At 42.6% G+C, this 25,952-nt stretch carries 30 protein-coding genes; 8 read left to right on the forward strand and 22 right to left on the reverse strand.

Translation table 11 applies throughout. The annotated features are described in order from the left end of the window. Position 1: 1 nt before the first annotated feature. The 21 genes from NW213_RS12810 to NW213_RS12910 form a co-directional block, all read right to left on the reverse strand. Positions 2 to 1,162, reverse strand: a complete 1,161-nt coding sequence (locus NW213_RS12810; protein WP_258323018.1) for a hypothetical protein — start codon at positions 1,160 to 1,162, stop codon at positions 2 to 4. A gap of 23 nt (positions 1,163 to 1,185) precedes the next feature. Continuing rightward, positions 1,186 to 2,061, reverse strand: a complete 876-nt coding sequence (locus tag NW213_RS12815) for a hypothetical protein (protein ID WP_258323019.1) — start codon at positions 2,059 to 2,061, stop codon at positions 1,186 to 1,188. Positions 2,062 to 2,135: 74 nt separating this feature from the next. Further along, on the reverse strand, positions 2,136 to 3,365 hold the full coding sequence (locus NW213_RS12820) for a hypothetical protein (protein WP_258323020.1): 1,230 nt from the start codon (positions 3,363 to 3,365) through the stop codon (positions 2,136 to 2,138). 34 nt (positions 3,366 to 3,399) lie between these two features. Further along, the gene (locus NW213_RS12825) at positions 3,400 to 3,609 is read right to left on the reverse strand and encodes a hypothetical protein (protein WP_258323021.1); all 210 of its coding nucleotides are present in this window, start codon (positions 3,607 to 3,609) and stop codon (positions 3,400 to 3,402) included. Between the two features lie 5 nt (positions 3,610 to 3,614). Next, entirely contained in the window at positions 3,615 to 4,319 is a 705-nt protein-coding gene (locus NW213_RS12830; RefSeq protein WP_258323022.1) for an SAM-dependent methyltransferase, read from the reverse strand. A 5-nt stretch (positions 4,320 to 4,324) separates the two neighbouring features. Then, positions 4,325 to 4,606 carry a hypothetical protein gene (locus NW213_RS12835; RefSeq protein WP_258323023.1) on the reverse strand — a complete coding sequence of 94 codons (282 nt, stop codon included), beginning with the start codon at positions 4,604 to 4,606 and terminating at the stop codon, positions 4,325 to 4,327. Between the two features lie 187 nt (positions 4,607 to 4,793). Then, entirely contained in the window at positions 4,794 to 5,351 is a 558-nt protein-coding gene (locus tag NW213_RS12840) for a hypothetical protein (protein ID WP_258323024.1), read from the reverse strand. Positions 5,352 to 5,424: 73 nt separating this feature from the next. Next, on the reverse strand, positions 5,425 to 6,318 hold the full coding sequence (locus NW213_RS12845; protein ID WP_258323025.1) for a hypothetical protein: 894 nt from the start codon (positions 6,316 to 6,318) through the stop codon (positions 5,425 to 5,427). Positions 6,319 to 6,321: 3 nt separating this feature from the next. After that, positions 6,322 to 7,479 (reverse strand): hypothetical protein, encoded by a 1,158-nt coding sequence (locus tag NW213_RS12850; RefSeq protein ID WP_258323026.1) that lies wholly within the window; start codon positions 7,477 to 7,479, stop codon positions 6,322 to 6,324. A 64-nt stretch (positions 7,480 to 7,543) separates the two neighbouring features. Next, complete coding sequence (locus NW213_RS12855) at positions 7,544 to 7,792, reverse strand: hypothetical protein (RefSeq protein WP_258323027.1); 249 nt, start codon at positions 7,790 to 7,792, stop codon at positions 7,544 to 7,546. Positions 7,793 to 8,007: 215 nt separating this feature from the next. Then, positions 8,008 to 8,265 carry a hypothetical protein gene (locus NW213_RS12860; RefSeq protein WP_258323028.1) on the reverse strand — a complete coding sequence of 86 codons (258 nt, stop codon included), beginning with the start codon at positions 8,263 to 8,265 and terminating at the stop codon, positions 8,008 to 8,010. 33 nt (positions 8,266 to 8,298) lie between these two features. Continuing rightward, complete coding sequence (locus tag NW213_RS12865) at positions 8,299 to 8,601, reverse strand: hypothetical protein (protein ID WP_258323029.1); 303 nt, start codon at positions 8,599 to 8,601, stop codon at positions 8,299 to 8,301. A gap of 41 nt (positions 8,602 to 8,642) precedes the next feature. Further along, complete coding sequence (locus NW213_RS12870; RefSeq protein ID WP_258323030.1) at positions 8,643 to 9,566, reverse strand: hypothetical protein; 924 nt, start codon at positions 9,564 to 9,566, stop codon at positions 8,643 to 8,645. A 95-nt stretch (positions 9,567 to 9,661) separates the two neighbouring features. Then, the gene (locus tag NW213_RS12875; protein WP_258323031.1) at positions 9,662 to 10,042 is read right to left on the reverse strand and encodes a hypothetical protein; all 381 of its coding nucleotides are present in this window, start codon (positions 10,040 to 10,042) and stop codon (positions 9,662 to 9,664) included. A 23-nt stretch (positions 10,043 to 10,065) separates the two neighbouring features. Further along, complete coding sequence (locus NW213_RS12880; RefSeq protein ID WP_117652600.1) at positions 10,066 to 10,920, reverse strand: DpnD/PcfM family protein; 855 nt, start codon at positions 10,918 to 10,920, stop codon at positions 10,066 to 10,068. Between the two features lie 11 nt (positions 10,921 to 10,931). Then, entirely contained in the window at positions 10,932 to 11,189 is a 258-nt protein-coding gene (locus NW213_RS12885) for a hypothetical protein (RefSeq protein ID WP_013617177.1), read from the reverse strand. Positions 11,190 to 11,895: 706 nt separating this feature from the next. Beyond that, a complete protein-coding gene (locus NW213_RS12890) occupies positions 11,896 to 13,887 on the reverse strand; it encodes a hypothetical protein (RefSeq protein ID WP_041583905.1) in 1,992 nt (663 codons plus the stop codon). Continuing rightward, the gene (locus tag NW213_RS12895) at positions 13,884 to 14,711 is read right to left on the reverse strand and encodes a hypothetical protein (RefSeq protein ID WP_013617180.1); all 828 of its coding nucleotides are present in this window, start codon (positions 14,709 to 14,711) and stop codon (positions 13,884 to 13,886) included. The genes NW213_RS12890 and NW213_RS12895 overlap by 4 nt, the downstream gene beginning before the upstream one ends. After that, entirely contained in the window at positions 14,708 to 15,625 is a 918-nt protein-coding gene (locus NW213_RS12900) for a hypothetical protein (protein ID WP_013617181.1), read from the reverse strand. Before NW213_RS12900 ends, NW213_RS12895 begins: the two co-directional genes overlap by 4 nt. Positions 15,626 to 15,627: 2 nt before the next feature. Continuing rightward, positions 15,628 to 16,524 (reverse strand): hypothetical protein, encoded by an 897-nt coding sequence (locus NW213_RS12905; protein WP_258323032.1) that lies wholly within the window; start codon positions 16,522 to 16,524, stop codon positions 15,628 to 15,630. A gap of 29 nt (positions 16,525 to 16,553) precedes the next feature. Then, positions 16,554 to 17,852 carry a metallophosphoesterase gene (locus NW213_RS12910; RefSeq protein WP_258323033.1) on the reverse strand — a complete coding sequence of 433 codons (1,299 nt, stop codon included), beginning with the start codon at positions 17,850 to 17,852 and terminating at the stop codon, positions 16,554 to 16,556. A gap of 296 nt (positions 17,853 to 18,148) precedes the next feature. Here NW213_RS12910 and NW213_RS12915 point away from each other — a divergent pair, with 296 nt between their 5' ends. From NW213_RS12915 to NW213_RS12935, 5 genes are all read left to right on the forward strand, one after another. Beyond that, positions 18,149 to 18,295 carry a hypothetical protein gene (locus NW213_RS12915; protein WP_258323034.1) on the forward strand — a complete coding sequence of 49 codons (147 nt, stop codon included), beginning with the start codon at positions 18,149 to 18,151 and terminating at the stop codon, positions 18,293 to 18,295. Between the two features lie 77 nt (positions 18,296 to 18,372). Continuing rightward, positions 18,373 to 18,669: a transposase gene (locus NW213_RS12920; RefSeq protein WP_052305967.1), complete on the forward strand. Its 297-nt coding sequence runs from the start codon at positions 18,373 to 18,375 to the stop codon at positions 18,667 to 18,669. Between the two features lie 85 nt (positions 18,670 to 18,754). Beyond that, entirely contained in the window at positions 18,755 to 18,856 is a 102-nt protein-coding gene (locus tag NW213_RS12925) for a transposase (RefSeq protein ID WP_258323041.1), read from the forward strand. A 498-nt stretch (positions 18,857 to 19,354) separates the two neighbouring features. Beyond that, the gene (locus NW213_RS12930; RefSeq protein ID WP_245546583.1) at positions 19,355 to 20,086 is read left to right on the forward strand and encodes a hypothetical protein; all 732 of its coding nucleotides are present in this window, start codon (positions 19,355 to 19,357) and stop codon (positions 20,084 to 20,086) included. Next, complete coding sequence (locus NW213_RS12935) at positions 20,076 to 21,068, forward strand: nucleotidyl transferase AbiEii/AbiGii toxin family protein (RefSeq protein ID WP_013617187.1); 993 nt, start codon at positions 20,076 to 20,078, stop codon at positions 21,066 to 21,068. The genes NW213_RS12930 and NW213_RS12935 overlap by 11 nt, the downstream gene beginning before the upstream one ends. A gap of 210 nt (positions 21,069 to 21,278) precedes the next feature. Here the strand turns inward: NW213_RS12935 and NW213_RS12940 are convergent, their stop codons facing one another. Further along, positions 21,279 to 22,181 carry an AraC family transcriptional regulator gene (locus NW213_RS12940; protein ID WP_204392373.1) on the reverse strand — a complete coding sequence of 301 codons (903 nt, stop codon included), beginning with the start codon at positions 22,179 to 22,181 and terminating at the stop codon, positions 21,279 to 21,281. A gap of 203 nt (positions 22,182 to 22,384) precedes the next feature. Between NW213_RS12940 and NW213_RS17020 the strand changes: the two genes are divergently transcribed. The 3 genes from NW213_RS17020 to glgP are packed head-to-tail and all read left to right on the forward strand — an operon-like array spanning position 22,385 to position 25,860. Then, on the forward strand, positions 22,385 to 22,594 hold the full coding sequence (locus NW213_RS17020; RefSeq protein WP_204392375.1) for a winged helix-turn-helix domain-containing protein: 210 nt from the start codon (positions 22,385 to 22,387) through the stop codon (positions 22,592 to 22,594). Positions 22,595 to 22,634: 40 nt separating this feature from the next. Then, positions 22,635 to 23,273 (forward strand): porin family protein, encoded by a 639-nt coding sequence (locus NW213_RS12945; RefSeq protein WP_258323035.1) that lies wholly within the window; start codon positions 22,635 to 22,637, stop codon positions 23,271 to 23,273. 28 nt (positions 23,274 to 23,301) lie between these two features. After that, complete coding sequence (gene glgP / locus NW213_RS12950) at positions 23,302 to 25,860, forward strand: alpha-glucan family phosphorylase (protein WP_258323036.1); 2,559 nt, start codon at positions 23,302 to 23,304, stop codon at positions 25,858 to 25,860. Positions 25,861 to 25,952: the final 92 nt, after the last annotated feature.

The raw sequence follows: 25,952 nt of genomic DNA on the forward strand, positions 1-25,952 counted from the left end.
TTCAGTTCACCTTTACCCGGTTCAGCAACTGGCCGGAAATCTCATGAAGTTCACGGCAGCGTTCCGGCTGCTGTGCCCGTGCGAATGCCGTGATGCCCTGGGTCAGTTTCCAAAGCGTGGCACCGCCCGTCACCCCGTCGTCCGGGTTATTGTTCATCAGCAGCTTTTCCACCTCGCGGCCCTCGTTCTTCAGCAAGGCTCCCCGCTGTACCAACTGTCTCAGTTCCTTATCGAAATCCACATCCACCTCAGCGGCTCCCTGAATCTCCACGGCCTTTTGCATAAGGGTGTCCCGGCTGTACAGCCCTTTGGTCAGGTCGGAAACCGCCGACACGGTAGTCTGCGTGTCCAGTTCGTAAGTCTTTTGGGAAAGAGCCATTGAGTCCGGCAGCTTCGCCCCCAAATGTACCTGCCGCATGACGGACTCACGCACCATCCCGTTGAGGCATGCCCCGTTAAGCAGGAAGGAACGCATGTCCACCGAACCGTTTCCGTAATCGGACGTGGAGAAACGTGCCCCGGCAAAGATGACGACCGTACCGTTCTTGCGGGTGGGGATCTCTATGGGAGTGGGCAGGATGGTCTCGCACCAGACCTTCGTATCGTTCATGTAGGCATCTGAAACGACCGCCCCCTGGTTTGCCGCCTCCCGGATGAATGCGGTCAGGATCTCCACCGAATTGAGCCTCCGGTAGGAATCGGACAATATGCCCCGTACCTCGGTCCCTACCGTCCGGACCAGCACACGCGTCCGTTCCGTCCAGCCCGAATGCTCGTTCAGGATGGTGGCGCACAACTGTTTCTGCCATGCGGCTCCCGCCGAAAGCTCGCGGAGGTATTTTGCCGGGATGCCCATCTTTTCGGAAACCTGGCCGATGGCATTGGCATGCAGGCTGAAATCACCTTCGGGCATCGAAAGCTGCACCCGGCCCGCCGCCTTGAACGACACGACAGGACGCTGCTCGCCGTTTCTACGGTTGACCCCGATGGGTGCGATGTAGTCCTGTGCGATTTTCCCTTCTGCGAGCAGGCGGGTGATGGTGCCCATCACATCCTGTTGCCTGCCTTCGACCATCCGCCGTACCTTGTTAATCACTACCTGATTCAATCCCTGCTGCTTCTGTACCGGCGCAGCTGCCGGCATTGTCAATGTTGTTTCCATAAATGATTCTTGTTTTAATATTGTCAGATAAAGTCTTTCTTCAACAGCTTTCGGGAGCAGCCGCTTTTGAACCGTCCCAGCATCCGTTGGTATTCTTCCTCGCTGTACCCGCCGATGCCGAACAGTTCATAATATCCGGGGAACGGATATTGTTCCGCCTCCGGAGAGTGAATGCTGACCGTCTTGTGTGCAATGACGATATGGCGTACAAAGCGGTAGCATTTGTGCAGGTCTTCCAGTATGGTATATTCACGGTCCGTATGCGGCTCGTAATACCCGCAGGAGATATTGGCGCAGGAAACCGGAAGTCCCCTTCTTTTCAACACATACACATCCGTTGTGGCACCCTCGGCCGGTTGGTAGCCGTATTTGGGAGCGGCGGCACATCCGATGAAGTCGCATGTACAGAGTTCCGTGCCATGTATGCGGGTGATAAAGTCCGAATTCCCCCATCGGTCGCACTGGAGCACGAAACGGCAGTCCGAAAAGAAAGCCATGTCCGCCCCCCGGCTTCCTATGCAGCCGTTCTCTTCCTGGACAAAGAAAGCGCATTTCATCACTTTGAAATCCTCCAGGCATTTCAGGCAGATCCAGATGCCGTTCTTGTCATCGGCACCGATACCCGTCATACACTTGTGGCGATGGTCGTAACCTATCACCATGGCATCCGCCACCACGTGTGCCCCGTAAGTGCCTGTCCTGTGGCGGTGCACCTCGTCCACATGCGCCACGACGCACGGATAAGTCTTTGCCCGGCCTTTTACGGCATAAAGATTGCCCTGCCGGTCCTGCCTGCAGGAAATGCCCATACGCTTCAACTCCGCCTTGAGGTAACGGAGCATAGGCTTTTCCTTCCCCGACGGGGAAGCTATATTATAGAGTGTAACCAGTCTTTCCATAAGATATTAAGTATTTGAATGTGACACATCAGACACAGGCGTACACCCTTGCGGATATACGCCTGTGGCAGTTCTCATGACATGAAAAGTTTTTCCAACTGCAAATAAGTCCTGAACGGCGGGATCGGCCGGCCTTTCTTGAACAGCACGGAAGGATAAACCTCTCCTTTGTAATCCCGTACAGTACCTTTGATCACTTCACCGAAAACGGTGCTGGCATAAAAGGAAGACTTGCATGAGGAGCAGAAAACATTCCCGAAACCGCCGTGTATCTTGCCGCAGCCCGGACATACCTGCATTGTACGGACGGCGCTTCCCCCAATATTCCGGCAGGTGGCAATCTGCCCGTCCCCTTCATAATTTCTCAGTTCTATTTTCCCGGCTTTCATGGCAATGCTGTAAAACGTGTCCATATAAGGCACCCCTTTCTTATGCCAGCGGAAAGCCGGCACATCCACGATGAGTGCCAGTTGGAGTTCTTGCCCTGCCACAATGCCTGTTTCTTGCAGGCTGTTCAATGCCACATATTCCTTGGTATGGTGATAATCGTTGTACTTTCTGCGCAGGAGGATCCCGTTCCGGCGTGCCTCATGCTGCATCATTCCTATGACAAACGCATGGGAAGAATATATCCGGTCCGTCAGTGAAACCGTGTCCAGCCCGTAATCATTAACCGGACAGCGCACATGCTCCCACACGATGGCACGTCCGAGCACATTGTTGCTCTCGTCCCTTGCCACCAGGATTTTCGCCCCGGCGAAGTTGGCATAGAAATCCGCGGCATTGCGTGCCTTGTCCGGATAACGCATGCAGGAATTGTGCAGGGTTGATGCCGTATCGTCCGCTATCGGGGAATAATTATCCCCGTCATACGCCTCGTAAATGTCCTGCATCCCTTCCAACAGGCGCACGGTCACCTTGCTGTCCACGCAGATGGCGCTGGCGAAATAGGCCATGTCTGTTTCCGGATACTCTGGCAGGTTCTTGAACTGCCTGATGAACGTGGACGGCTCCATATCCACCCGGTTTTCCGGGAACAGGGGCGCCTGCGGATTGTTGCGGTCCGGGAAATTCCCGTTGGACAGGTCCTTGTTACAGGCGGTGAACACGATGCGGATTTTCTGGAACCCGTCGCAGGATGTCCGTTTGCGCTTGGTGGAAAAATGGTTGCAAAATCCCCGCACAATCTCTGTGACATCCACATTCTTCTTCAATTCGGCAAGGATGTCCCTTGCGATGACGCTCCCGTTTTCTGCCGCATGGGCCAGACGGGATTTCAGTTCGCTGCTTGCATTCACTTTCATAATTTGTCTGTTTAATAATGGATTATTCATAAATTCAACACATACTGAGCCGTTCGATGAAATACGGGATGAAGTCATGTTCCAGACCCAAGCTGTCGCATGCCTGTGCGAAATCCTCCGCACGGAGGTCATCCGCATCCCTATAGTCCAATAAGTTGCGTATTTCACCGTCCAGATACTCCTTCGCTTCTTCCGGAGTGCAGCCGCATGAGTTGCAGATCCGGACAATAATGATTGTTGCCATAGCTGTCATTTTTTAGAATTTATTGTTCTGTTTACAGGAAGTTCCCGGCTTCTCCGGTATTCTTCTTCACTCATCTTGCGTATAGTGGGAATGCCGGTATGGGTAAGCATCGGATTGACCAGCCAGCCGTCGTTGAACTTTTCAGGTTGGAGGCTGTCGTGCCAGATAACCTCGCCTATGCAACCGTGTATGAGCATGTTGCATACGGTCATCAGGCAGCAGGTGCGGTTGATGTCCTCACCGACCAGATAGCCGCCGAGATTGCGTACGTGCCAGGCTAGCAGCAAACGTCCGCTGCCACAGGTAGGATCTCCCATCCGCTGTCCGGGCAGATGCTCTCCCGTATCGGCGCAGGCCGTCATGAGTTCGCAAACCGGCACCGGAGTGAAAAACTGTCCTTGCGCCTGTTTGGATCCCGTAGAAGAGAATGCCATGTAAATGTCACCGAACGGATCATACCAACTTGTGTCTTCCTTTAACTGGTGTTGCATGAGCCGCACCCATTCGGAAACCATGCCCATGAACGCGGCATTCTGCTGCCGCTTGTATTTCCAACTCTTGAGCGGGGGTGCGCCGGGGGAGAAACCGTGGATGACAAATGTCAGGAAGTCATTGAATACGGTCAACGGATCATAACCGCAGGCATGGGCGAAATCCGTCATCAGCCTCGCCAAGGGCTGTATTTCTTTAGGAACCGGGTATTGTGCCATCGCTTTCAATTTTTTAGGGTTGTCTGTTTCCGGTTATGAAGGTAAAGCTCTACCTGCCGTGCCACCATGTTACAGAATTTCTGCCCGTTTTCCTCCTCGCTCCTGAAATAGGCCAGCATATCCCACAGGTTGCGGTTGAAGTAAAGCGTCCATTTCTCGTAATAGTGCTGCCCGTAGACTTTTCCGAAAGTTTCCTGAAAAAGCGGGAGGGTCAGCCCTTCGCTTGCGTGATGATTGTACTGCCACAGGGATACAACCAGCATTTGTCTGTAGTCCATTGTTACCATACATCCTATTTTTTAATGAGACATCTGCCTGCTTGCAGGCATTCTTATTTCTTGTCGCAAAAGTTGGCGTTTGACCCGGGACCGTGCAAGGCTTGGCGGGAAAAAATACCGCAGCGGAGCGAGGATGATTTTTTCCCGGCCAACCAGCCCCATGGGGGCCGCCTTGCACGGTCAGCCGGGCAAACGGTTATCTTTGCCGCAAGAAATGAGGATGACATTCTATCTTCTGTTTTTTGTGCCTGGCGTTTCCTGCAAAAATCTCAAAATGAAGGATGCCTGTTATGTAAAACTCTTCCAGACCGGGAAAAGCGAGTGACTTGAGGCTTTCCAGTCCGTTGCAATAGAAAAAAAAGCTGTCGTCCGTGTCCGGATCCGCCGTTTCCGAAAGCCGGATATTGACTTCCGGATAGCTGCCGCCGTCATTCCAAGCAATGGAACAGACGGCATAATCCGGTTTGCAGCCGTTATTCCGGACAAACCTCCTGAAACCGTTCTCCATGTCCTTTTGGACCAGGCCCCGGCTTTCACTTGACGGCGGGTCAATGACGGACAGTTCTTCCGCATAAACTTCCGCTTCACTCATGCCGTTCCCTATCAGCAGCACCCGGGAGTCAAAGCCCGGAATTTCCGCTTCCGCTATTCCTGCATTATATTCTTCATTCGTATCAAGCACCTCATAGACGCCTGATGTTTCTCCGGCAGGGTCGTTCCAGTACACTGCCTGTTTTTCCTTGAATTTTCTCATCTTATATTTCCAATCATTATTAGAACTATGAAAGCCCCATCCGTTCAGGACAGGGCTTTCGTTTTAATCACACTCAGGTCATTATGCGTTCCGTATGTTCCGTTTCTCTCTTGACGCCCCGTAGGCGCTTCAAGAGGTGCAGGAAAATTTCACGGTCGTAAATACGGTACAGGAACCTTTTGCCTGTTTCCTTAATTTTTCCCGTGAAGGTGACGGACTCCCTGTTTATCGGGTATTGGAAGAATGTCCCGGCTGACAGCAAGGTATAATCGTTCTTTTCCATATAATCCATGAACCGGTCCAGGTCATCGATGCCTTCCGTTCCTGCATAGTAAGTGAAATGATGCCTGCGCAGGCTTCGGAGGATACGGGCGACATCCTTGCGTGCCTCCTGAACGGATTCCGCCTCTCCGGATACGGTCAGGTTGCAGATGAAGCGCTGGCAGCCCTTGTCTGTCACGAAGAAATAGGCGGTGCCCATTCTTCCGCCGTTCCCGTCCGTTCCGGGAACGGCGATGTTCCATTTGCGGATTTCCGGCCTGCAGGTAACACGCCGGTAATGTTCGCCTATCTGACGCTGCAGTTCTTCGTAGGGCAGGTTGACAGGACGGATACCGGTAAAGCACCGGCCGGACACTTTGAAATAAAAGTCATGCAACTCCCAATAATAAGGCTCTGCTTCAAAGAAACTATTGCGGTTTTTACGGATGTTTGAATAAAACGACAGTTCCTCGTACCGTTCCGGGGAGATTTCTCTGAACAGTGTACAGAGAGATTCCATATAGATACGTCCTTTCTTGCGCAACTCTTTCACCCCGAAAGCACACAAGTACGGGTTGCGTTCCTTTTCACGCAATTCCATGAGGGTGTGTCCGGAACCGTCACAATGTACTCCGTCAGACATGACGGTCAGGACATCTCCCCGGAAATACCGGGAATCTGCCACATATTTTTTGCTACTGCCCATATTTTATACGTCTTGAAGGTTCAACATCCTTTTTGCCGTCCGCACTGCATTCATGGTCAGCTGCCGTTGCCACGCCTTGTTCTTGGGGGACCAGCGGAAGCCGTTCGACTTCAGCTCCCTGCGTCTGGCATCGTCGGGGATGCCGTCGAAAAGGATCTGTAACCGGTCGGCCTGTCGGTTCCACACCAGCCTGCCTCCTTCAAAAAGGATTTCACTGTTTTCCTCCTGTCTGGAAGCCTGCATTTTCTCCCGTACGCGGGCCGCCATTTCGGGGAACTGGAAGAAACGGTTGCGCGGGGTAATGACCGGCTTCTTCACGCCTGCGTTACAGATACGGATAAAATCGACGGCTTTCTGTACGGTTTCCACTTCACCCCGGTTGACGTAGGTCATTACCTTGTTCAGGATGCTGCTGACAAAAAGCGCCCGGTTATACCCACGGATTTTCCCGGTATCCAGTTCGTGAATGGTCCGGACACTGTCTGCGATGTCTCTTTTCAGGTTTTTCCAGGCGGCTTCCAGTTTCTCCTCTTCCGGACGGGCTTCCTCCTGCATCCGCTTCATGGCGGCAAGGAAGCGTTCCCGCCAGTTTTCAAACTCCTCCTGCCTGTTCTGGCAGGCCTGCTCCGCCTTTTCCTGTTTCCGGCGGCCGAAGCCTGCCGGTCCGGTCACAGCCGGGCTCGCACACCGTGACAGGCTGCCGAACAAACCGGCAAGGCGCTTCCGGTAGCCTTCCTTATACTGTTCTCGCTTTTCTTCGGGAATGGAAGTCAGGTCGGCACACAACTGCTCCTCATGGCGACAGATGTCTGTCTGGGCACGCTCTTCCGGGTCAAACGAATTCCACCGGTAGGCGCTGCATGCACTGCCATACAGGTCTTCCAGATAGCCGGGATATCTGCATCCGGTAATTTCCCAGTCCTTGAAATCTGACGGGCGGATTTCCCGTTCTGTCCCGTCTGCCGCCTCTATGGTATGCACATACGAATGTATTCCCATGCAGCGTTTCCGGAAATGAAAAAGGACGGGAGCTTCGTCCGTCCCCGTCCTTCTGATGCTTTTCGCACGATAGGCATTGCTCTCCGTGAGCATGACAGCCTGTTCTTTCGGAAAGCCCGCTACTTGTCCTTCACGGGGTTTCGGTGTCGTTGTTGTCATCATTGTTCTGTTGGTTTAGTTAAACATAAGTCCTGTCGGGCTTTTTATCTTATCGTTTTCATATCGGTCATAACCTGTTGATAAGCCTGTATATTTCCTCGTCGCTCAACGAATGGAACAGTTCTTCATCCAGGAAATAGAAAAAACCTTCCAGTATGTCTATCGCTTCCATAAGGAGCAGGCTGTCACGTCTCAGCACAGACTCAAACTGTTTTGTGGATACATGCCATCCGTCCACTTCCCGGACCGGATACCTGACTCCGAAATAGCACAGGTAGTTTCTGTCCGTTTTCTCTTGATTCTTTTCTGTTTCCATATTTTTCATTTTTTATATGGCCGGCTCCCGGAGCCGGTATTTCTGTTTCTTATATGCGAGGTAGTCCCGTGCCGGGATTGTGCAAGGTTTGGCGGGAAAAAATACCGCAGCGGAGCGAGGATGATTTTTTCCCAGCCAACCTGACCTTGCTCAATCCAAAGGCACGGGGCTATCTTTGCTATAAGAAAGAGAAATATAAATAGAATGTCAGGGGTTCATGTCCTCATATTTCGGAATGATTTGCCGTCATACAGGCTGACGGCCCGTTCTACTAAAGGCTCCCGGTATGTGTCCGACAACTCCGCATAGAAGCGTTCAGCCGCGCCGAATACGCCTTTGTCAGACAACATACACCATTTTTCCCAAAAATGACGGGACATGTTCCCGTACACAATCCTGCACTCTTCCTGGCTCCAGGTATTCCACATATAGTAGAAGAAACTGGAAACTGCATTTTCTGCTTGAAAATTCATAATTCTTCTATTTGAGGTTATATATAGTTCACTTCAGAAACGTTCTTCCTTCCCGTCATATATCCAGCGGAAAAAGCGGTCTCCCTCGGCCCATTGCATGGCCCGTATGTACAGGTAGAACGCTTCTTCCACTGTCAGTCCGTCCGCCGGTACGGATGCCAGCATTTCACCCATACATACTTCACTGTCACTATAACCGGATTTTATTTCCTCCAGTTTCTTATCGCAAAGGGTACTTTGCAAAGGGCTGTTGCCGGAACAGTACAATTCTTCTTCAAAATAGCCCTGTCTGCTTTCGGACATTCCTGCCCGTCTTGGTTCTGTTTTATTTTCCATTTTATCTGCTTTTGAGAATTATACAATGATTGTCAAATTGGTCAAGAGACAATCTTTAACGTTTCACCGAAGAAGGAGTCACATGCTCCATATACATGTTGAATGGAACATTCGGTCTCTGACTTTTCGTTGTCAAGCCTGAAACGGAAACTGTAGCGGCCTTTTGGTTTCAGTTCCAACTTTACATCCTGTTGCAATTCCATTCCGAACAGACTGCCGCCACCGTATATGGAACTGAATATGCCGCAATAGTTACCTTTGGGAATAATGACTTCCTTGAATGAGAATCCGATGTCATATAGGTCTTTTAGACTTACTTTCCCGATATAGGTCAGCAAGTTCGCACCGCAACAGGAATTGATAAGTTCCTGATAGAAATGTTCGTAGGTCACCTGTTCCTTACCGTCACGGCTTTTCCTGTTCGGAAAGCAGCCATGTACCGTGTAGCCCTTTTCCACAAGCATCTTCTTTACCCTGGCAGGATTGAGACTCAAGGCGTCCACCATGTCACCGAAATAGGACTCCTCGTAACGGTACCCTCCTTGTGATTCCCACCAGTTGGAATTGATGCAGTCATAATCGGAAAGCATCTCCACCCGGACCGGAATGTCATCCGTATGTTTGATCAACTCCATTAAAACGTCTGAATCATCACGGGCGTAAATCTCACTCCGTATCTCATCGTCGTGTTCCTCAAAGAAAGATTTCACTTCATCCTCATCGGAATCATGGAAAAGGACGCATCTTTCCTTGAGTTTTCCCATAATCTCTTTGGCCGCCTCCCATTCGGAATCTCCGCACCATTCTTCCGCCTTTTCCCAAAGAGGTTCCGGACTTCTCTTATTCAGGCATTCCTGGAGCAGGCCGCGGTTGCCGTCAAGATTGTCCCGGTAGTCCGTCCATACCAGCGTATAGGATTCTTCCATCAGTGATTTCACCAATTCCATTGTCAGTTTTTTCTTCATCTGTCTTACCTGTGTACGGCAGGATTTGATTTCCCGTACATGATGTGTATGAAAGTGCATAAATGAAAAAAGGCGGCCTTGCGGTCGCCCTTCCGTTATTTTTCTTCTAGCCTTATTTTGACAAGCTGCCTGAAACGTGCGGCTATTTCCCCGCATTTGCTCCAGGCAAGTTCCTTATACTTTCGGCGAATGGCGCAATATTCCGGCCAGGATTTGCCCCTGAGTTCATCCCGGTAGGAATCCATGCGCAGTTCGGGGTATTCCCGGAACAGCGTTTTAAACTCCTTGTGCCATTTGCGTGTCTGCCACAAGCCTTCCGCCACCAGGGTAATGAAGCGGAACAGTTGTTCGTCCGTACGTACGTCCAGCACATGGAAATGGTCGGTTCTCGGCCATACATTGTTGGAATGCTGCCACGTTTCTATTTGGTGGGTATGGGCGTTATAAACCATTTGGGTAATTATCTGATAACTCATATTTGCCTGTTGTAATTATATTGTCATTCCTGCAAATCTTCATAGTAAGGGACATTGAAATGCGCCGCCGCCTCGTCCATCTCCTCCAAACGGATTGGTTCCATATCCGGTGTTTCACCGGCATTGCCGTTTATCCGTCCGTTAATCTTCCGGTGCATACGGCGGACTATCTTGCGCATTGCCTCATCATCCGTATCCTTTGTACAGAACGGGCAGGAAAGGTTTTCAAGGTCGTAACGGGTCAGGACGGTAGTGCCATAGCGGAAAGGCTTTTTGTAAAAGGCATCGTCCGTGTCAGCCGGCTGGGGCTTGGGCGCGGGATCAAGGCTGTGGCTGAAAACAATGTAATTGGTACCGCCCCGTTGGGTCTGGTTGTTTTCCCGGAAGAAGTCCAGGTCCCATTGCGTCAGCCGGAAGCGCTTGCGGTTACCTGCCAGGTAATCCGTCACGGCTTCCTTGGAGGAAAAGGGGGCGACCAGTTCCATGCTGGCCGTGCTCAGCCAGGCATCGCAACGGTAGAGCAGCCAGATTTCCTTTTCTTCTGAAGAGGGCTTGCTTGCCCGTTTGCTAAATTCATAAATCGCGTTGTCCATGCTGCCGAATACGAAACGGACCTTGTCTATCAAAGGAAAGTCCGCTGAATGGATGTTAAAACGTTTTTCGACAAAACTGCGGAAAGTGCCGTTGTTCAAATATTCCTGCGCCTCCTTGTCTTCGGGAGCCAACACGATATCAACACCGATGAAGTCATTTTCGGAGAGTACGTGTCTTGTTAAATTATATTCCTCCTCCACTTCATATACGGCAAGTGTGGGATTTTCCGCTTCCACCGTCACTACACGTCGGAGCAGTTCTTCAATGGCGATTTTGTATTCCATATTACTTTGTTTTATGAATGGATGATTTCAAGTATTTCTTTATCACTCAGTGCGTGAATGTCCTCATCGCTTAGGAAACAGGCGAATTCTTCCAGCATTCCGGCCGCTTCCATCAGCAAAGAACCGTCAAATTCCAGTCTGGCTTCCAGCCGTTCCGTGGAAACCTTATATCCGTCCACTTCACGCACAGGATATGCTATTCCGAAATAATATACGCTGCCTGTAGGATACTTGCCGTTAATTCTCGTTTGGTTTACTTCTGTTCTCATATTTGCTATCTTTTATACAGTTAGACATGACCGGCTCTTGGAGCCAGTATTTCTGTTTCTTACGTGCAAGGTTGCTTCCTGCCGGGATTGTGCAAGGCTTGGCGGGAAAAAATACCGCAGCGAAGCGAGGATGATTTTTTCCCGGCCAACCCCAACGGGGCATGGCCTTGCTCAATCCAAAGGCAGGGGGCTAGATTTGCTGTAAGAAAGAGAAATGCAGGATTGATTTTGTAAATAATGTGAAGGATAGAATGAAGGGATGTTTTGCAGAGCTGACTGCAATATACAGATTCAACAAAACAATAGCGACTACAACTATTTGGTTTATAGTGACAGTCGCTATTGTTGTATATAAAGGTTTTAATACCTGTAGTTTACCAAATGCTTACCGGTATACTCTATTGGAAAAATATCTCGTTAGCATATACTTTTCAATGGATGACTAATTCGCAATAATTGGTGGCTAATTCTATAGTATTTACAGAATGTCCCTCGTTAAGGACTTGCACCAGTTAGATGATACTGACAGGCAAACAAAAATATCCGTTTATGGATACTGCGAACAGCTGAATCTTCCTTGACATATTTTTTAGCGAACAGCAATTATATTGAATTCTCATTATCAATAATTTCTAAAGTCATTCATTTTTAAACATATCTCAACATTGTGGAGAGTTGCCTAAAACATGAACAAAATAGAACACAATTACCACATTTTACGCAATCTCTTTTTTATTTTTTCTTCGGACGATATTTTATCTATTGCATCTTTATCAAAACCGTTACTTTTCAAGTATGACGCAACTCCTGCGCAGAGTTTCTTGCATTTGTCCCACTCAAAGATGCTTCCACGGTCTTCAGTGAAAGGTTCAATCCTTTCCCATTCCTTTTGAGGGAATATGTTTTTACTTAACGCAATGTAAATCCTATCAAATGAATGAGATAAGAACAATAGCGAGTTTTCATCATGCCAATTAAATGACAGGGAAAAAATGAAACTATAATAAGTATAATCCAATCCCTCTTTATCCGAATTAAGATACACCATCCACATAGAAGGATGTGATTGTCTCACCTCTAAACATGATGGCTTTATAGTGTTGGATACAAAACGTATAGTATTGATGCCGAATGAACTTTGGTGTTCTATCCATTGTAGACATTTTTTTACATATAACTTGCATTCCTGCAAGAGATTTTGAGGCACATCTTTTACATTGGCATAATCCAATATCTTAATCACTGAATCATCCGCATGCTTTACTATATAAGCAGCCCATTCCTCTTCAGTTGCACAGTTAACAGAAAGTATCTTGTCAAGCAATTCATTCCACTTCGTGATTCCATCCGCCACATCTAAACTTAATGAGCGGAAGAAAATGCTGAAATGCTCGTTGTTAAAGTCTAGCCAATAACATTTTAATATAAAATCCTTGTCTTTGGAAATTAGGGGAAACATTGTCTCCCAATGCGATTCAATGATAGGATTTATGGTTTGCTGATTCAACTGCTCTAATGCATAGGTGAGGATTTCTATAGTTGCATCATTGATTTCTTCTATGGAAGCCACATCATTAACTAAACTATAGAAATCAGATATATCATCATCTTTCAGATTCTGAAGCCGTTTAGTGAAGCTCATCAAAGCCATATTTGCTTTGTCCATGCCCTTATATGTGACGACATCATATAAGAATTCACTTTCCGAACAGAATAACTTTACTACACGTTCGCTAAGAAAATTATCTTTAACGATGATGCCATCTTGTGATTTTGGGAATGCTGTAAATATATAATAAAGAACATCATTATAGTCCGGACGCTCAGTGTGAACATCATGCGTCATTGCTGCATCAAGTAGACGCAGTAGATTGGCAACAGAAATAAACTTATTTTCACTGCTTCCAATATCTTTGGAAAACAGACGGATTAGATACGGGGTTTCATCATCATTCTTTAAAGATTCATTTATAATATAGCGAATTCCTTCATTGAAATTTTCTTCACTTACTTTCCCTTCCCATGGGGAATCTTTGTCTATGGACACAGCCCGTCCCCCAGTAACAAATTGCAAAGAAAATAATTCGTTTTCATATTTCCTTGGGGTATCTGTTCCTGTACATAGCGACGTATATTGTAGATATTCTACAGGGAGGTATTGAAGAAAGGATAAGATCAGTTCTTGCAATTCACACTGACTACGCTCAATCTTCAAACAAGCACCCTTATTTTTTGAAATCAGAAATGTATACAAGAATATTATTGATAAAAAATCAAAGTTCTTGAAAACAGAGTTCTTATTCAAACTTTTCATCTTTCTGTCCTCAATTTCAATCGACAAATTATAATCAGAGAAATTTTTGTTATTGGGTCTGTGAAATAAATCAATGATTGTTCTGAAATCAAATTCTTGCGATATGCCGTCAATAGGTATCAGTAATGTATGTGTCCACACGCATCCGGACCTTTCCATTTCATCCGCATACCATGTTTTCGCTATGGCATAATATTTCTTGCTGGGTAGGGGGTAGGCTGTCAGATAGCAATCTTCCTCATTAGCATTCAAGACATGGAAGCCAGTCCAATCACTCAACTTGAATAAAAGAGCCTGGTCTTCTGGGGCAAGATTTGGCAATGAGGAAGCCAACAGCCCATGCCCCATATCGTATCCATGAAGTGTTTGTTCGATAACCATCATTCGTTTATTAACATATATAGCGGCAATGACAAGTCATACTTAATTTCATCGCCAATCTCCACAAAAGCACGTTCCCCGGATTTGGTTTTGTTGGTGATGACAGCATCATCGTCTATTCCTTCATAGTCAAGCCCTTGAGCACTTATGCCAATAATTAGGCTATCAGGCTGTTGGTCTTTAAGAAAATTGTATAAAACTGGTGAGTGGCTCTTCAACCAAGATTCAGGATTTTCAGGATTTATTCCATTTCCAGTCACTTTATCCCAGCATGATATGGCAAAAATCATTTTCTTAAACTGCTTTCTTCCCAAAAGATACTTCAAGACCATAATGTTTTGCGCACATGCAGACATTTTCTGCGAATTGAAAGGTGGCACTTCATCATTCTTCTTTTCGCCTTCAACTGTGCCTATATTGTCATCATCTTCAAAATGTCCTGGGTCTAAATTATTTGCCATGTAAAACAGGGTATCGGCAGCTTCACACCAGTCGTCCAAGTCCTTACTATTCGTCATCTCGATGATTTGGCGGAAAGTTTCACCGGAGAAATCGGGAATGTTGATGTTCAGAACATTTCCGTTGTCTTTCTGCTCTATCCTCAGTTCTACACTGGATGACTTGTCTTCTGTCGTTCTGTCAACCCTTACACCTTCTAACCATTTGTCACTCAAAGATTCCAAATGTTGTGTGTCATCAACCAACTCCCGGCTTGCTTTCATCTTCATTTTCGAGGATTGGTTTTCCAGGTTGTACCACAACCCACCAATATAAGTTGATTTTCCTGTGTCAGGTAATCCAGCCAATAGGCAATTCATCTGTTTCATAGTTCCCTAATTTTTGTATTAATCCAATCAACATCAGAGAGAGTAGGAATATTTATAAGCCTGCAACTTTCTACGAAATAATCAAATACCTCGTATAAATCATGATTATTCTCCATATTGTTCGAACAGATTTTAAATTGCTTATTGATTTTGGTTTGTGAAGTTTCTTCTATCATTTGTATTATTTCTTTTGCATTTGATTCAAATAATTGACAAACGTTTTTATCTTCCTTATTCAATAGGTCTATCTTGTTAAAAATCACGTCAATAATCTTCTCGTTTTTAAATACGCCTGCACTATAGAACCTTGAAATTAAGGTGTTGAATTTACTTTTAAATCCCAAGTAATTTTTGTCTATTATTAAAGCCGAAACATCTATAAAGAACACGATATGTTTGTTATAGATAAGTGACTTGTCTGCTTTTACAGCATTTGCATTGGTCGTATATTCATTTCTATAAGTTTCACCGGCTCTGTCAGAAATCACCAAAAGCAGCTTTTCATTTCCCTTTTTAAAATACATGTTTAAGAAATATCCTTCCGTATTGGTGGTTCTGTTAAACCTCTTATTAAGCTTTAATCCCACATCTCGTATGTATGCTCTTCTTTCAAAGCCAGAGAAAGTATCAGAATCATAAAAGTCATATCCGTCTATTTGTCCTTGCGTCATAACCCTATGATACATCGAAGCGACAAAAGTTGATTTTCCAAATTCAGAAAAGCCTATCAGTGTTATCAGATGTGGATTGATTGAACGGATGATGCCGTTTATTTGCGAATCGTCCAAGGCGTCTGAATAAAACCTGCCGGCAAGATTCGGTTCTGTTGCAAGAAGTTCACTTGTATTAACCCCTACAATGGATTCTTGAGATTGCTCGCTTCCCTTTAATATGGCTGATTTATTGTTTTCCATTTTTAATTCAGTATAGATTCCAACAATAGTTCGTAATACACACAGACAAAGAATTCTTTTGGAGTGAATTTCTCCTGAAGGAATGTGTCGTCTGTTATATGTTCTTCAGATATTAGTCTCAATATGACTGAGGACTTTGACCGTTCAGTCTCTTCGTTAATAATTTCTGCATCCCTTATGGTTTCAAGTATCCTGTCCAAAGTTTCTTTTTTCTGACTCTGTAGGAATTTGGATTCTCGAATAAGTTCAAACACACCGTCATGAATGAATACACTGGGACGATTCTCGAATAAATATTGAAGAAACACCATAGCTTTCAAGTATGGATCTTGATATTGAATTTCTCCATTCCTAATCATTTCTTCCAAGTGATGTTTCCAAGCATATTTCCCTATGATTTTTAGCTTCCTCTGCTCTTCCTCTGTATTTAGAGTTGTCTTTAGTGAATTAATGTCACCAAACATTTTTCCTAAAAAATCATTGGGAAAGTCGCCACTACCGACCTCGTTGTTTTTTAAGTATGCATCCATGAAACCATATAGTTTCAATAGATAGGATGGAAATCTCAATTCTTCCCAATGTCCTTTACGTTGCACGAGGATATTTTGCAACATACAGGAGTAGATGGCTTTCTCTTTCTCATCCTCTTTATCAATAATAGCAATATAGATAATGTAAAAAACCAATGTGTTCCACACGCATGGGGAAAGTTTCTCGTTTTCATCAATTAGTTCCCATATATGGCTTTTTAACAGGTCTGGACAACTGTTTTTTGTGTAGTTCATAGCCAAATCTGCAAAAACATCAAAGTTCAATTTTTCATCAATAAAATTTCTACATCTTTCTTCCATCACTAAAGTAAAACTCTTATTATAAGGTATAATGAGTCCACTTTGCATGAGAAGTTCGTTTAATACGTTCTCTTCATTTATTTCATTTTGTTCCATAACTCTATCCATTTATTGTCTTCATTAATCTTTTTCAGAAAGTTCACATTGTTCGTATGGGATGTTTGTGTTTCATCGAAAAAGCCGTGATAAACACTATTGATGATACGTTTGGTGTCAAGTCTGCTCACAAATTTTACACGTATATCCCTTATAGTTACGCCATCAGGCAGTTTTGGCAGTACGGGAGCTGGAGCATTTTCCCAACGGGATGGATTAGCGTTTATTTCTATATCAAACTCTTTGGACGCTTTCTTATCATCTTCAAACTTCTTCGTTGCGTCATTCCAGCGGTTTACTCTGAGATTCATATGCAGAAAATCTCTTCCATCCATATTTTTATTGATAGATAATTCTACAATGTTGAAAACAGGGCAATATTGACAATCTTTTTTGTCTAATGCGCCTGGAGGCTGCATGGCTCCAGAGAATACCCTAACAGTACTTTTATCAGCATTTTGGAAAGCATTAGAAATATGTACATGCCCATAAAACTGTAGTTGGAAAAACTTATCAAATTCTTCCTCAATCTTACTTCCGTTAGCCAAGTACTTGGTTGGATGATGCATCATTGAAATATAGATGTGTTTCCCTTTTTTCTTATGAAAACCATTGTAAGCGAACTTGGGCAAAAACATCTTATGGCCATTTCTCTTTGTTTCCCAATCGTCCCAATCATATTGGTCACAACTCAAAGAGGTGTTAAAGCCGTACAAGTGAACTTGATAACCGTCTAAGTTGTCGGATATTATAGTCTCCCAATACGTGTGGTCGTTGTCTGCGTCTATTTCCTTGCGTTCGATACATTTGTCCATCATCATTTCCACACTATCATAACCCGCGCTGAAATCACGATACTCTTTAAAAGGAACGAATAGATCGCGAAATGTTTCAATATCCCCTTTCATCAGATCATAGAACATTTTGTCATTGGCTGATTCGCACGCCAATCCCGATTGGATAAGATTTCTTAATGCAGGTTTTCCTGCATTCCTTTGTTTGTCATGGTTGCCAGGAACAACATACACCTCCGACTTTTTAAGTTTGATTTTAGTGCAAATATTTTCAATGTAAGTTTGAGCTTTTGTATACTGATCTTTTTCACCACTAAAAGCTATATCTCCGCAGATTAACAAATGGTCAAAGTTCCCATTCCCATTCTTGCAAAAACTTTCTATATCTTCCAAAAACTCACGACGCATCAAACTGTAATCGTCTATTGCATCGGGAATGGATAACCAGTGAATATCGGAAATTTGTAAAATTTGTATTTTCCCCATATATTCCTCAACTAAAATTATTTCAAACCTGCCCTAAATAACGGTCGTAAGTTCGATAAAATTAAATTAAAAATAGAAGTTGGTAAACAACAAAATTTGTTGTATCATTATAGTATGAATTACAAATACAAACAAGCAACACATAGCTATATAAACCAATGGCAAAGTTACGAAAAGATTTCAATTTAGCCAAAACCTACGTGAGTTCGGGACAAAAAATCCCCTAAGATAGGTAATCACAGTTGTTTCTCTTGATTTTTATCTGGGAAATAGCAAATTAATGAAATTAGCAATATATGATTACCCAAGATAAAATTATAGATATATTCTGTACATTGGATGAATTCAGTAAGAAATTTGATGCGGAAGTAGCAAAGAGCGAGCTCTTATCCTCTACCGACATTCGCCACCGACATCATAAGACATCGCTATCCGATAATTAAGTTATGACCATTTACTTGTGTTTCAATTTGGCCATTCATCAATTTCAAGCACTATTACTTTCATTATATAAGTGCACTTGCAGCGAAACTTCTCCGATACAGTATTCTACAACAGGTTTGTTGAACTGGAAAGCCGTGTGTTCTTTAAGTTGAAATTTTTCTTGAAACTTTACGCCTTTGAAAGATGCACAGACATTAGCTTTGTGAACAGCACAATGATTCCTGTGTGCAACAATCTAAGAAGGTATGCCAACAAGGTTTTCAAGGGCATGGACACCGACAAGAAAGGAACAATGGACTGGTGTCATGATGTCAAACTGCATTTCATCTATAACAAGCGCGGGGAAATCATCACCTTTTCAAAGCCAATGTAGATAATAGGGCTTCTGAAGTGTAGAATGTCCTAGCGAAAGAATTGTACGGCAAAGGCTGTTTGCCGACAAAGGCTACATCTCACCGATACTTTTTGAGTCCCTTTTCGAGGAGGGCATTCATATAATTACGGGAATAAGGTCCAGTATAAAGAACAGGCTTATGCCATTCTATGACAGGATTATGTAAGCAGGTGTTCAATTTTAGTTTATACTATGCAATAGAGAATTTAGAATTCAACACAGAGACACAGAGGCACAAAGTTTATTTCTACCCATCCTTTTGCGTTACCAACAGGGAAGAGGGCACAGAGTCTGTGACTTCGTCACTGCTGCCGGGTTGTAAATTTTCCGTGTTCTCCGAGCGGCAATGCCGCCCCTCTGTGTTCTTTCCCGGCGTACAAGAGGTTGGAGCTGAAAAAGCACACTCTGTGCCTCCGTGTCTCTGTGTTCAATAAAATACCGCACGCGTGTCGTAAAATAATTTTACATCATTGCTTGGCGTAAACGGTATTTTATCGAATGTATTACTGTCAAACTATCAAAACTATTGACTTTATGGTAATTTAAAACTGAACTACATAATAATCATCAATTTGAAGAAGAATTATTTCGGCAAATTATACACTTAGAATTACACGCAATTAAAATAAAAACCGTATCTTTGCATAAAATATTAAGTATGGATATGTCACAGACAACTCAAAAATTAGAGCGTTATCATTTTCTCAGGGGAAAGAGCACCACGCCGTCCTTGTATCACTGGAAGAAACAGGGAATGGTGGCGCATGTGCGCAAAGGTATCTATTTACCCTCAGATTTACAGGACAAGTTCAGAATAGCCTGCAACGCTGTCGAGGAAGGTTGCCTTGTATATCATGCTGCCTTGGAATATTATTCACTACAGACACAGGAATTCAACTGGCTATATGTACATAGCACTTCCATTTTCCGTACATTCACCTATCAAGGAGAATCCTATGTTTACAAGCCGATCAAATTCTTGTATAAACCGCTTATTATGGATAAAGACAATCCGTATCCTATCCGGGTAACATCTATCAACCAGACTCTTATAGACTGTTTATACAATATAAATCTATCTGGAGGATTGGAAGAACTGTTGTATGCCATATCAGAACTTGACCATACACTTGTCAATGAGAAAGATATGCTGCACTGTCTGGAACTGTATGGAAGCAAGAGCCTCTTTCAACGTGCGGGATTTGTTTTGTCTCACTTTAAAGATGATTTGCGCTTGTCGGACTATTTTTTCAAAGTATGCAAGGAAGGTATGGGAAAGAATATCAGTTACTTGTTAAATCCATATTACTGCAATTCATTTTCCAAGGAATGGAAACTGTGTATCCCGGCAAATGCAATGAAAGAAATTCAAAAAGATTGCTATTATGAAATTTGAGCTTCAGAAATCTGAAATACAAAAGATTGCCGCAGAACATAATTATACGGTCAATAATGTTGAAAAAGTCATTCGGCTGTCTTTTATTCTGAATGACCTGAATACGCATACGGAATTTAGAGGGAAATTATTGCTAAAAGGAGGCACCGCCATCAATTTACTTGCCTTTGCCGAACCACCCAGACTCTCGGTTGACCTCGACTTGGATTTTGCGGAAAACATATCGAGAGAGCAGATGCTGGAGGAAAGGAACAAAATCAATCAGGCATTGATCCAATATTGCCAAGAGAACGATTATGAAGTTACACAGCGGAAATCATTCTCATTGGACTCTTATTCTCTGTATTATATAACAGTAACAGGGAGTAAAGATAAGATAAAACTGGATATAAATTATCATAACAGGTGCCATATACTTCCCTATGTGATAACTCAAATACCTTTTCCTTTTTCAGTAAAAGATGGTATGCTGAATGTTGCCCATTTAGCTATGCCGGAACTATTCGGTGGAAAAATCAAGGCGTTTTATGAACGTTGCAAGCCAAGAGATATCTATGATATATATTCTCTTGCCCAATCGAATATCCTATCAACTCCGGAAGAACGTGCCTTGCTCAGAAAATGCATCGTTTTTTACAGTACTTTGGGGAATCCGGACAATCCTCATCTTTTAAAACAGGATGTAAGGCATATTTTGAAAATGCCGTTTCAGGATGTCAAGGCACAACTATTGCCGATGCTTCATATCAATGCGGGGAAATACCCAAAGGATGAAATAAATCATTGTGTAATAAACTATCTTTCTACACTGATGGCACTGGATGAAACAGAACAAAAGTACATAGATGAATTTTATAGAGGCAATTATTGTCCCGATTTGCTGTTTGATAATGAAACGGCCATTAAATTGCTTGACCATCCAGTAGCGTTACGGACACAACAACAAATTATGAAGGACAAAGATGAAATCGAAAGCAACTAATTTTTCAGATTGTCATTGCCATATCAACAAGATTTTGTATATTTGCCAAACGGAATAAGGCAAATTCCTAACAGAAGAATATAGAGGCTATATAGGTGCAAAATCGGGGACCTTTTTCAGATATGGTTTTACAACTTACTGAATATCAAATATTAAATTTGAGGTGGTTAGTCCCGTCCGCACCGCTTAAGTCTCCATTTTTATGGAGACTTATTTTTTTATATCCTTTTGAAATTCACTTGGTGACACCCCACTAAGTCTTTTAAAGAACTTATAAAAAGCTGCTTGGTCTGAAAATGAAAGCATCTCTGCCACTTTCTGAACTGAATTTGACGGATTTCTTAAATAAATCTTAGCTTCTTCCATAATACATTCGTTTATTAACTGACTAGCAGATTTACCATATACTCTTTTTAATTTTACAGACAATGTATTAGGAGATACACACAATTTATCAGCATACCAGCCAACTTCATGCTGTCGGCAACAATTCGTATGCATCAGATAAATGAAATGTGACAAAACATCATTCCAACGATTAACCGGATCGCTTCCGGTATCATTTTTCAATTTCCTGAAAATTATATTCCATATTTCAAAGTGCAATGCAATAAAGGTATTTTTCATTACTCCATGTAGAAAGTAATGCTCTTTCTGGTTTATAGTATTTAATAATATATCAATGAAAGGCAATAAATGTCCCAATTCACAATCATCTAAAGACAAAATAGGTTTCTGACCATATTTATACATGCATCTGGCAAAAACAGAACGCGTATCTTCAGCTATCCTTTGAAAAAGACTTTGCTCCGTAACCAACAGATAACCTTCGAACTCGCTATCGGTATTTAAACATATTTGACGGTAAAAAGCTATAAACTCGATATATGCCGGCGAATGTACCACTATATTTTCTCCTCTTGCTATAAAATTTACCTTACCTTTGGTTACCAACAAGAATGTGTGATGAAGATTTTTTATCATTCCGGATTTAAAAATCCCTTTCCCGTGTAATTTTAATACTGACATATCATCATTGAAAGCCGCTTGATCTACCTTGCCTTCGTCAAAGGCGCTTTCTGATATCCATTCCGAACAAATATACCTTTTCATTATAACATCGTTTTTTACAAAAATAATGATATAAGCCCGTTCACAGTAAGTATTTTCACTGATTTATAATCTTTAAACAAAAAATAAACCAAGTGTCACATTCGGACTAATTATATACATATCAAGACATTTAATAGTTATATATTGGATTTAATTTTGCAATATATCAATAAAGACATATATAAACTTAAAACAATTACGCCATGTTACCTAACAGTAATAATATTAAAATCGCTTGCAAGAAAATATATAAACTTCTTGCAAGTACAAAGAAACTGACTTTCAAGCAATTGCAAAAGCTAAGTGGCCTAAATGATATTAATCTATGTATGGCCATCCTACATTTACTGCGCAATAACAAAATCCTGCAGTTCGTCAATGGAAATGAAGTATGTTACAAGATAACAACTTAAATAACATTATTTATCCAAACCATAATTAATATCAATAAATATGTATAGAAAACATTACATAAAAGATTTCAAACGGTTTATCACATTATACTTATTTTTTATCCTAGGCATAATGGCATTAAATGCTCAAGTAAACCCTAATACATACTATCAGTGCGGATGGCAGTTTGATTTTCCTATAAAATCGGACTTTTCCAACAAAATGAACGATTTGGGATTATATGTTGATGCTGGGTATTATTTCACCCACAACATCTCCTTAGGCGGTTTTATAAATGTAAACACACAATATGATGATGTCACACGCAATGTTACCAATGACAATACATCAACATCCGAAAACATTGAAGAAACATTATCATATATCAGCGTACCATTTGGAGCATCCTTAAGATACCGTTTTATCCATGATACCTGGTGGCAACCGTATGTATCAGCAAAAGTAGGATTTAATTATGCTGAAGCAAAATCAACTATGCCACTCGATACATATAGCGACAAATCATGGGGATTTTACGTTTCCCCTGAATTGGGAATAAACATATTTCCATTCAAAAAATATTTGCTTGGCATCAATCTGGCGGCATATTATGCATATGCTACAAACAAACATGATGTATCATCCAGACAAGTAAACGGACTAAACAGCATGGGAATACGATTAGGACTAGCATTTTAAAGACATAAATCAACCAAAATATATAATTATGGAATTCAACAGTTACAATGCAAATACTCCAAAATGGAGAGAAATATCTGTAGGTTCATATTTACCGGAAAAACTAAAAAATCTTTCAGAAATAGCCCACAACCTATGGTGGTCATGGCACGACGAAGCGCAGGAATTATTTTCCGTAATTGACACTGAGCTATGGAACCAAACAAGACATAACCCAGTATTGTTATTGGAGAAGACAAGCCACGAACGGCTGGAAGAACTTTCGGAAGATGAAAACTATATTGAAAAAATGAATTCTGTATATGCCTCTTTCAGAAGATATATAGATACTGAAACAAACCATTCAAGACCATCAGTAGCCTATTTCAGTATGGAATATGGACTTGACCAGGCACTTAAGATATATTCCGGAGGATTGGGTATCCTTGCGGGAGATTATTTAAAAGAAGCGTCTGACAGCAATGTTGACCTGTGTGCAGTAGGACTTCTGTACCGTTACGGATATTTTGACCAGACTCTCTCCATGGACGGACAACAGATTGCCGACTATGAAGCACAGAATTTCGGACATCTTCCAATAGAAAAAGTTACAACAGAGGAAGGAAAACAGCTGGTAATTCACGTACCTTATGCAGATAGTTTTACAGTACATGCAAATGTATGGCAAGTCAATGTAGGAAGAATAAAGCTATACCTGCTTGACACAGACAATGAACTCAACAGCGAATACGACCGTCCTATAACACACCACTTGTACGGTGGAGACTTGGAAAACCGTCTAAAACAGGAGATACTGCTTGGTATAGGCGGAATGATGATGCTGGATGAACTCGGAATAAAAAAAGACATTTACCATTGCAATGAAGGACACGCCGCACTGATAAACATTTACAGACTGTGTAAATATATCAAAGAGGGACTGAGTTTTAATGAAGCAATGGAGTTGGTACGTTCTTCATCATTATACACAGTACACACACCCGTCCCTGCAGGACATGATTATTTTGAAGAACAGCTTTTCTATAAATACATGAAAGGCTATACAGACAAATTAGGAATAAGCTGGGAAGAACTTATGGATCTGGGACGACAAAATCCAGGTGACAAAAACGAACGTTTCTGTATGTCGGTCTTTGCCTGCAAAACATGTCAGGAAGTAAATGGTGTGAGCAAGCTTCATCAGGAAGTCTCACAAAAGATGTTTGCACCAATATGGAAAGGATATTTTCCTGAAGAGAACCATGTAGGCTATGTAACCAATGGTGTACATTTTTCTACATGGTGTGCTAAAGAATGGAAAGAACTTTTCAAAGAATACTTTGACGAGAAATTTATATCTAATTTATCTGATGAATCATATTGGAAAAATATTTATAATGTTCCGGACGAAAAAATATGGTTCCTGAGACAACATATGAAAAACAAACTAGCTGATTTTTTAAAGAAAAAATGTACAGAAGACTGGCTTAACAGTCAGGCAAACCCATCATTAGGAATTTCCACATTCAGTAAATTCAGTTCTAATGCGCTAATGATAGGATTTGGACGACGTTTTGCAACATATAAAAGGGCTCATTTGTTGTTTACCGACCTTGACAGATTATCAAAAATAGTAAACGACCCACAAAAACCAGTAGTTTTCATATTTGCTGGAAAAGCTCATCCTAATGACGGTCCCGGTAAAGACCTTATAAAACAAATAGTAGAAATATCCAGACGGCCGGAATTTTTAGGAAAGATATTGTTCGTCGAAAATTATGATATGGAACTGGCACGTAAACTTGTTTCTTGCGTTGATATATGGATGAATACACCTACGCGTCTGGCAGAAGCATCAGGCACATCCGGAGAAAAAGCGTTAATGAACGGAGTATTGAACTTTTCCGTTCTTGACGGCTGGTGGTACGAAGGTTACAAAAAAGAAGCGGGATGGGCAATTCCAGCTGAAAGTGTTTATCAGAACAACGAGTATCAGGACAAACTAGATGCAGAACTGATATACTACACACTGGAAAACGAGATATTGCCACTATATTACGAACGACATGGAAAAGACTTCTCCGAAGGATGGATAAAGTACATTAAAAACTCCATTGCAAACATTGCCCCTCATTATACAATGAAAAGGCAATTAGACGATTATTACGACCGTTTCTACAACAAATTGGAAAAACGTTTCAAAGTTCTTTCCGAAAACAATTATGCGAAAGCTAAATATATAACAACATGGAAAAAGGAAATAGCTTCAAAATGGAACGACATAGAAATAAAATCTATTGACACAGGAAACGGACTAAATGCTACTATAAAAGCCGGTGAAGAATATGATATTACAATTGTCATTGACGAAAAAGGACTTGACGACGCAATAGGTGTAGAATCTGTGATTACGCATATACAGAATGGAAATGAACGCATATATTCGGTAATACCTCTTGAACTTATATCCAGAAACGGAAACTTATACACATTCAAAGGCAAATCATGTATATCTAACGCAGGAAGCTTTAAACAATCCTTCAGAATGTACCCTAAGAATAAACTGCTTCCACACAGACAAGATTTTTGCTATGTACGCTGGTTTTGAGAATATACTTAATACTATAATGCCATGATAAAAAATCATGGCATTATATATAATTAACAAAATAGGATGCATTAAATCAGTAAGTCCATCAT

The organism is Bacteroides sp. ET336, assembly GCF_024733815.1.
Lineage (GTDB): Bacteria > Bacteroidota > Bacteroidia > Bacteroidales > Bacteroidaceae > Phocaeicola > Phocaeicola cellulolyticus.

Coding starts and splice junctions, on each gene's coding strand:
- NW213_RS12810 (WP_258323018.1), bottom strand. CDS start 1,162: ATGGAAACAACATTGACAATGCCGGCAGCTGCGCCGGTACAGAAGCAG.
- NW213_RS12815 (WP_258323019.1), bottom strand. CDS start 2,061: ATGGAAAGACTGGTTACACTCTATAATATAGCTTCCCCGTCGGGGAAG.
- NW213_RS12820 (WP_258323020.1), bottom strand. CDS start 3,365: ATGAAAGTGAATGCAAGCAGCGAACTGAAATCCCGTCTGGCCCATGCG.
- NW213_RS12825 (WP_258323021.1), bottom strand. CDS start 3,609: ATGGCAACAATCATTATTGTCCGGATCTGCAACTCATGCGGCTGCACT.
- NW213_RS12830 (WP_258323022.1), bottom strand. CDS start 4,319: ATGGCACAATACCCGGTTCCTAAAGAAATACAGCCCTTGGCGAGGCTG.
- NW213_RS12835 (WP_258323023.1), bottom strand. CDS start 4,606: ATGGTAACAATGGACTACAGACAAATGCTGGTTGTATCCCTGTGGCAG.
- NW213_RS12840 (WP_258323024.1), bottom strand. CDS start 5,351: ATGAGAAAATTCAAGGAAAAACAGGCAGTGTACTGGAACGACCCTGCC.
- NW213_RS12845 (WP_258323025.1), bottom strand. CDS start 6,318: ATGGGCAGTAGCAAAAAATATGTGGCAGATTCCCGGTATTTCCGGGGA.
- NW213_RS12850 (WP_258323026.1), bottom strand. CDS start 7,479: ATGATGACAACAACGACACCGAAACCCCGTGAAGGACAAGTAGCGGGC.
- NW213_RS12855 (WP_258323027.1), bottom strand. CDS start 7,792: ATGGAAACAGAAAAGAATCAAGAGAAAACGGACAGAAACTACCTGTGC.
- NW213_RS12860 (WP_258323028.1), bottom strand. CDS start 8,265: ATGAATTTTCAAGCAGAAAATGCAGTTTCCAGTTTCTTCTACTATATG.
- NW213_RS12865 (WP_258323029.1), bottom strand. CDS start 8,601: ATGGAAAATAAAACAGAACCAAGACGGGCAGGAATGTCCGAAAGCAGA.
- NW213_RS12870 (WP_258323030.1), bottom strand. CDS start 9,566: ATGAAGAAAAAACTGACAATGGAATTGGTGAAATCACTGATGGAAGAA.
- NW213_RS12875 (WP_258323031.1), bottom strand. CDS start 10,042: ATGAGTTATCAGATAATTACCCAAATGGTTTATAACGCCCATACCCAC.
- NW213_RS12880 (WP_117652600.1), bottom strand. CDS start 10,920: ATGGAATACAAAATCGCCATTGAAGAACTGCTCCGACGTGTAGTGACG.
- NW213_RS12885 (WP_013617177.1), bottom strand. CDS start 11,189: ATGAGAACAGAAGTAAACCAAACGAGAATTAACGGCAAGTATCCTACA.
- NW213_RS12890 (WP_041583905.1), bottom strand. CDS start 13,887: ATGATGGTTATCGAACAAACACTTCATGGATACGATATGGGGCATGGG.
- NW213_RS12895 (WP_013617180.1), bottom strand. CDS start 14,711: ATGAAACAGATGAATTGCCTATTGGCTGGATTACCTGACACAGGAAAA.
- NW213_RS12900 (WP_013617181.1), bottom strand. CDS start 15,625: ATGGAAAACAATAAATCAGCCATATTAAAGGGAAGCGAGCAATCTCAA.
- NW213_RS12905 (WP_258323032.1), bottom strand. CDS start 16,524: ATGCAAAGTGGACTCATTATACCTTATAATAAGAGTTTTACTTTAGTG.
- NW213_RS12910 (WP_258323033.1), bottom strand. CDS start 17,852: ATGGGGAAAATACAAATTTTACAAATTTCCGATATTCACTGGTTATCC.
- NW213_RS12915 (WP_258323034.1), top strand. CDS start 18,149: ATGATTACCCAAGATAAAATTATAGATATATTCTGTACATTGGATGAA.
- NW213_RS12930 (WP_245546583.1), top strand. CDS start 19,355: ATGTCACAGACAACTCAAAAATTAGAGCGTTATCATTTTCTCAGGGGA.
- NW213_RS12935 (WP_013617187.1), top strand. CDS start 20,076: ATGAAATTTGAGCTTCAGAAATCTGAAATACAAAAGATTGCCGCAGAA.
- NW213_RS12940 (WP_204392373.1), bottom strand. CDS start 22,181: ATGAAAAGGTATATTTGTTCGGAATGGATATCAGAAAGCGCCTTTGAC.
- NW213_RS17020 (WP_204392375.1), top strand. CDS start 22,385: ATGTTACCTAACAGTAATAATATTAAAATCGCTTGCAAGAAAATATAT.
- NW213_RS12945 (WP_258323035.1), top strand. CDS start 22,635: ATGTATAGAAAACATTACATAAAAGATTTCAAACGGTTTATCACATTA.
- glgP (WP_258323036.1), top strand. CDS start 23,302: ATGGAATTCAACAGTTACAATGCAAATACTCCAAAATGGAGAGAAATA.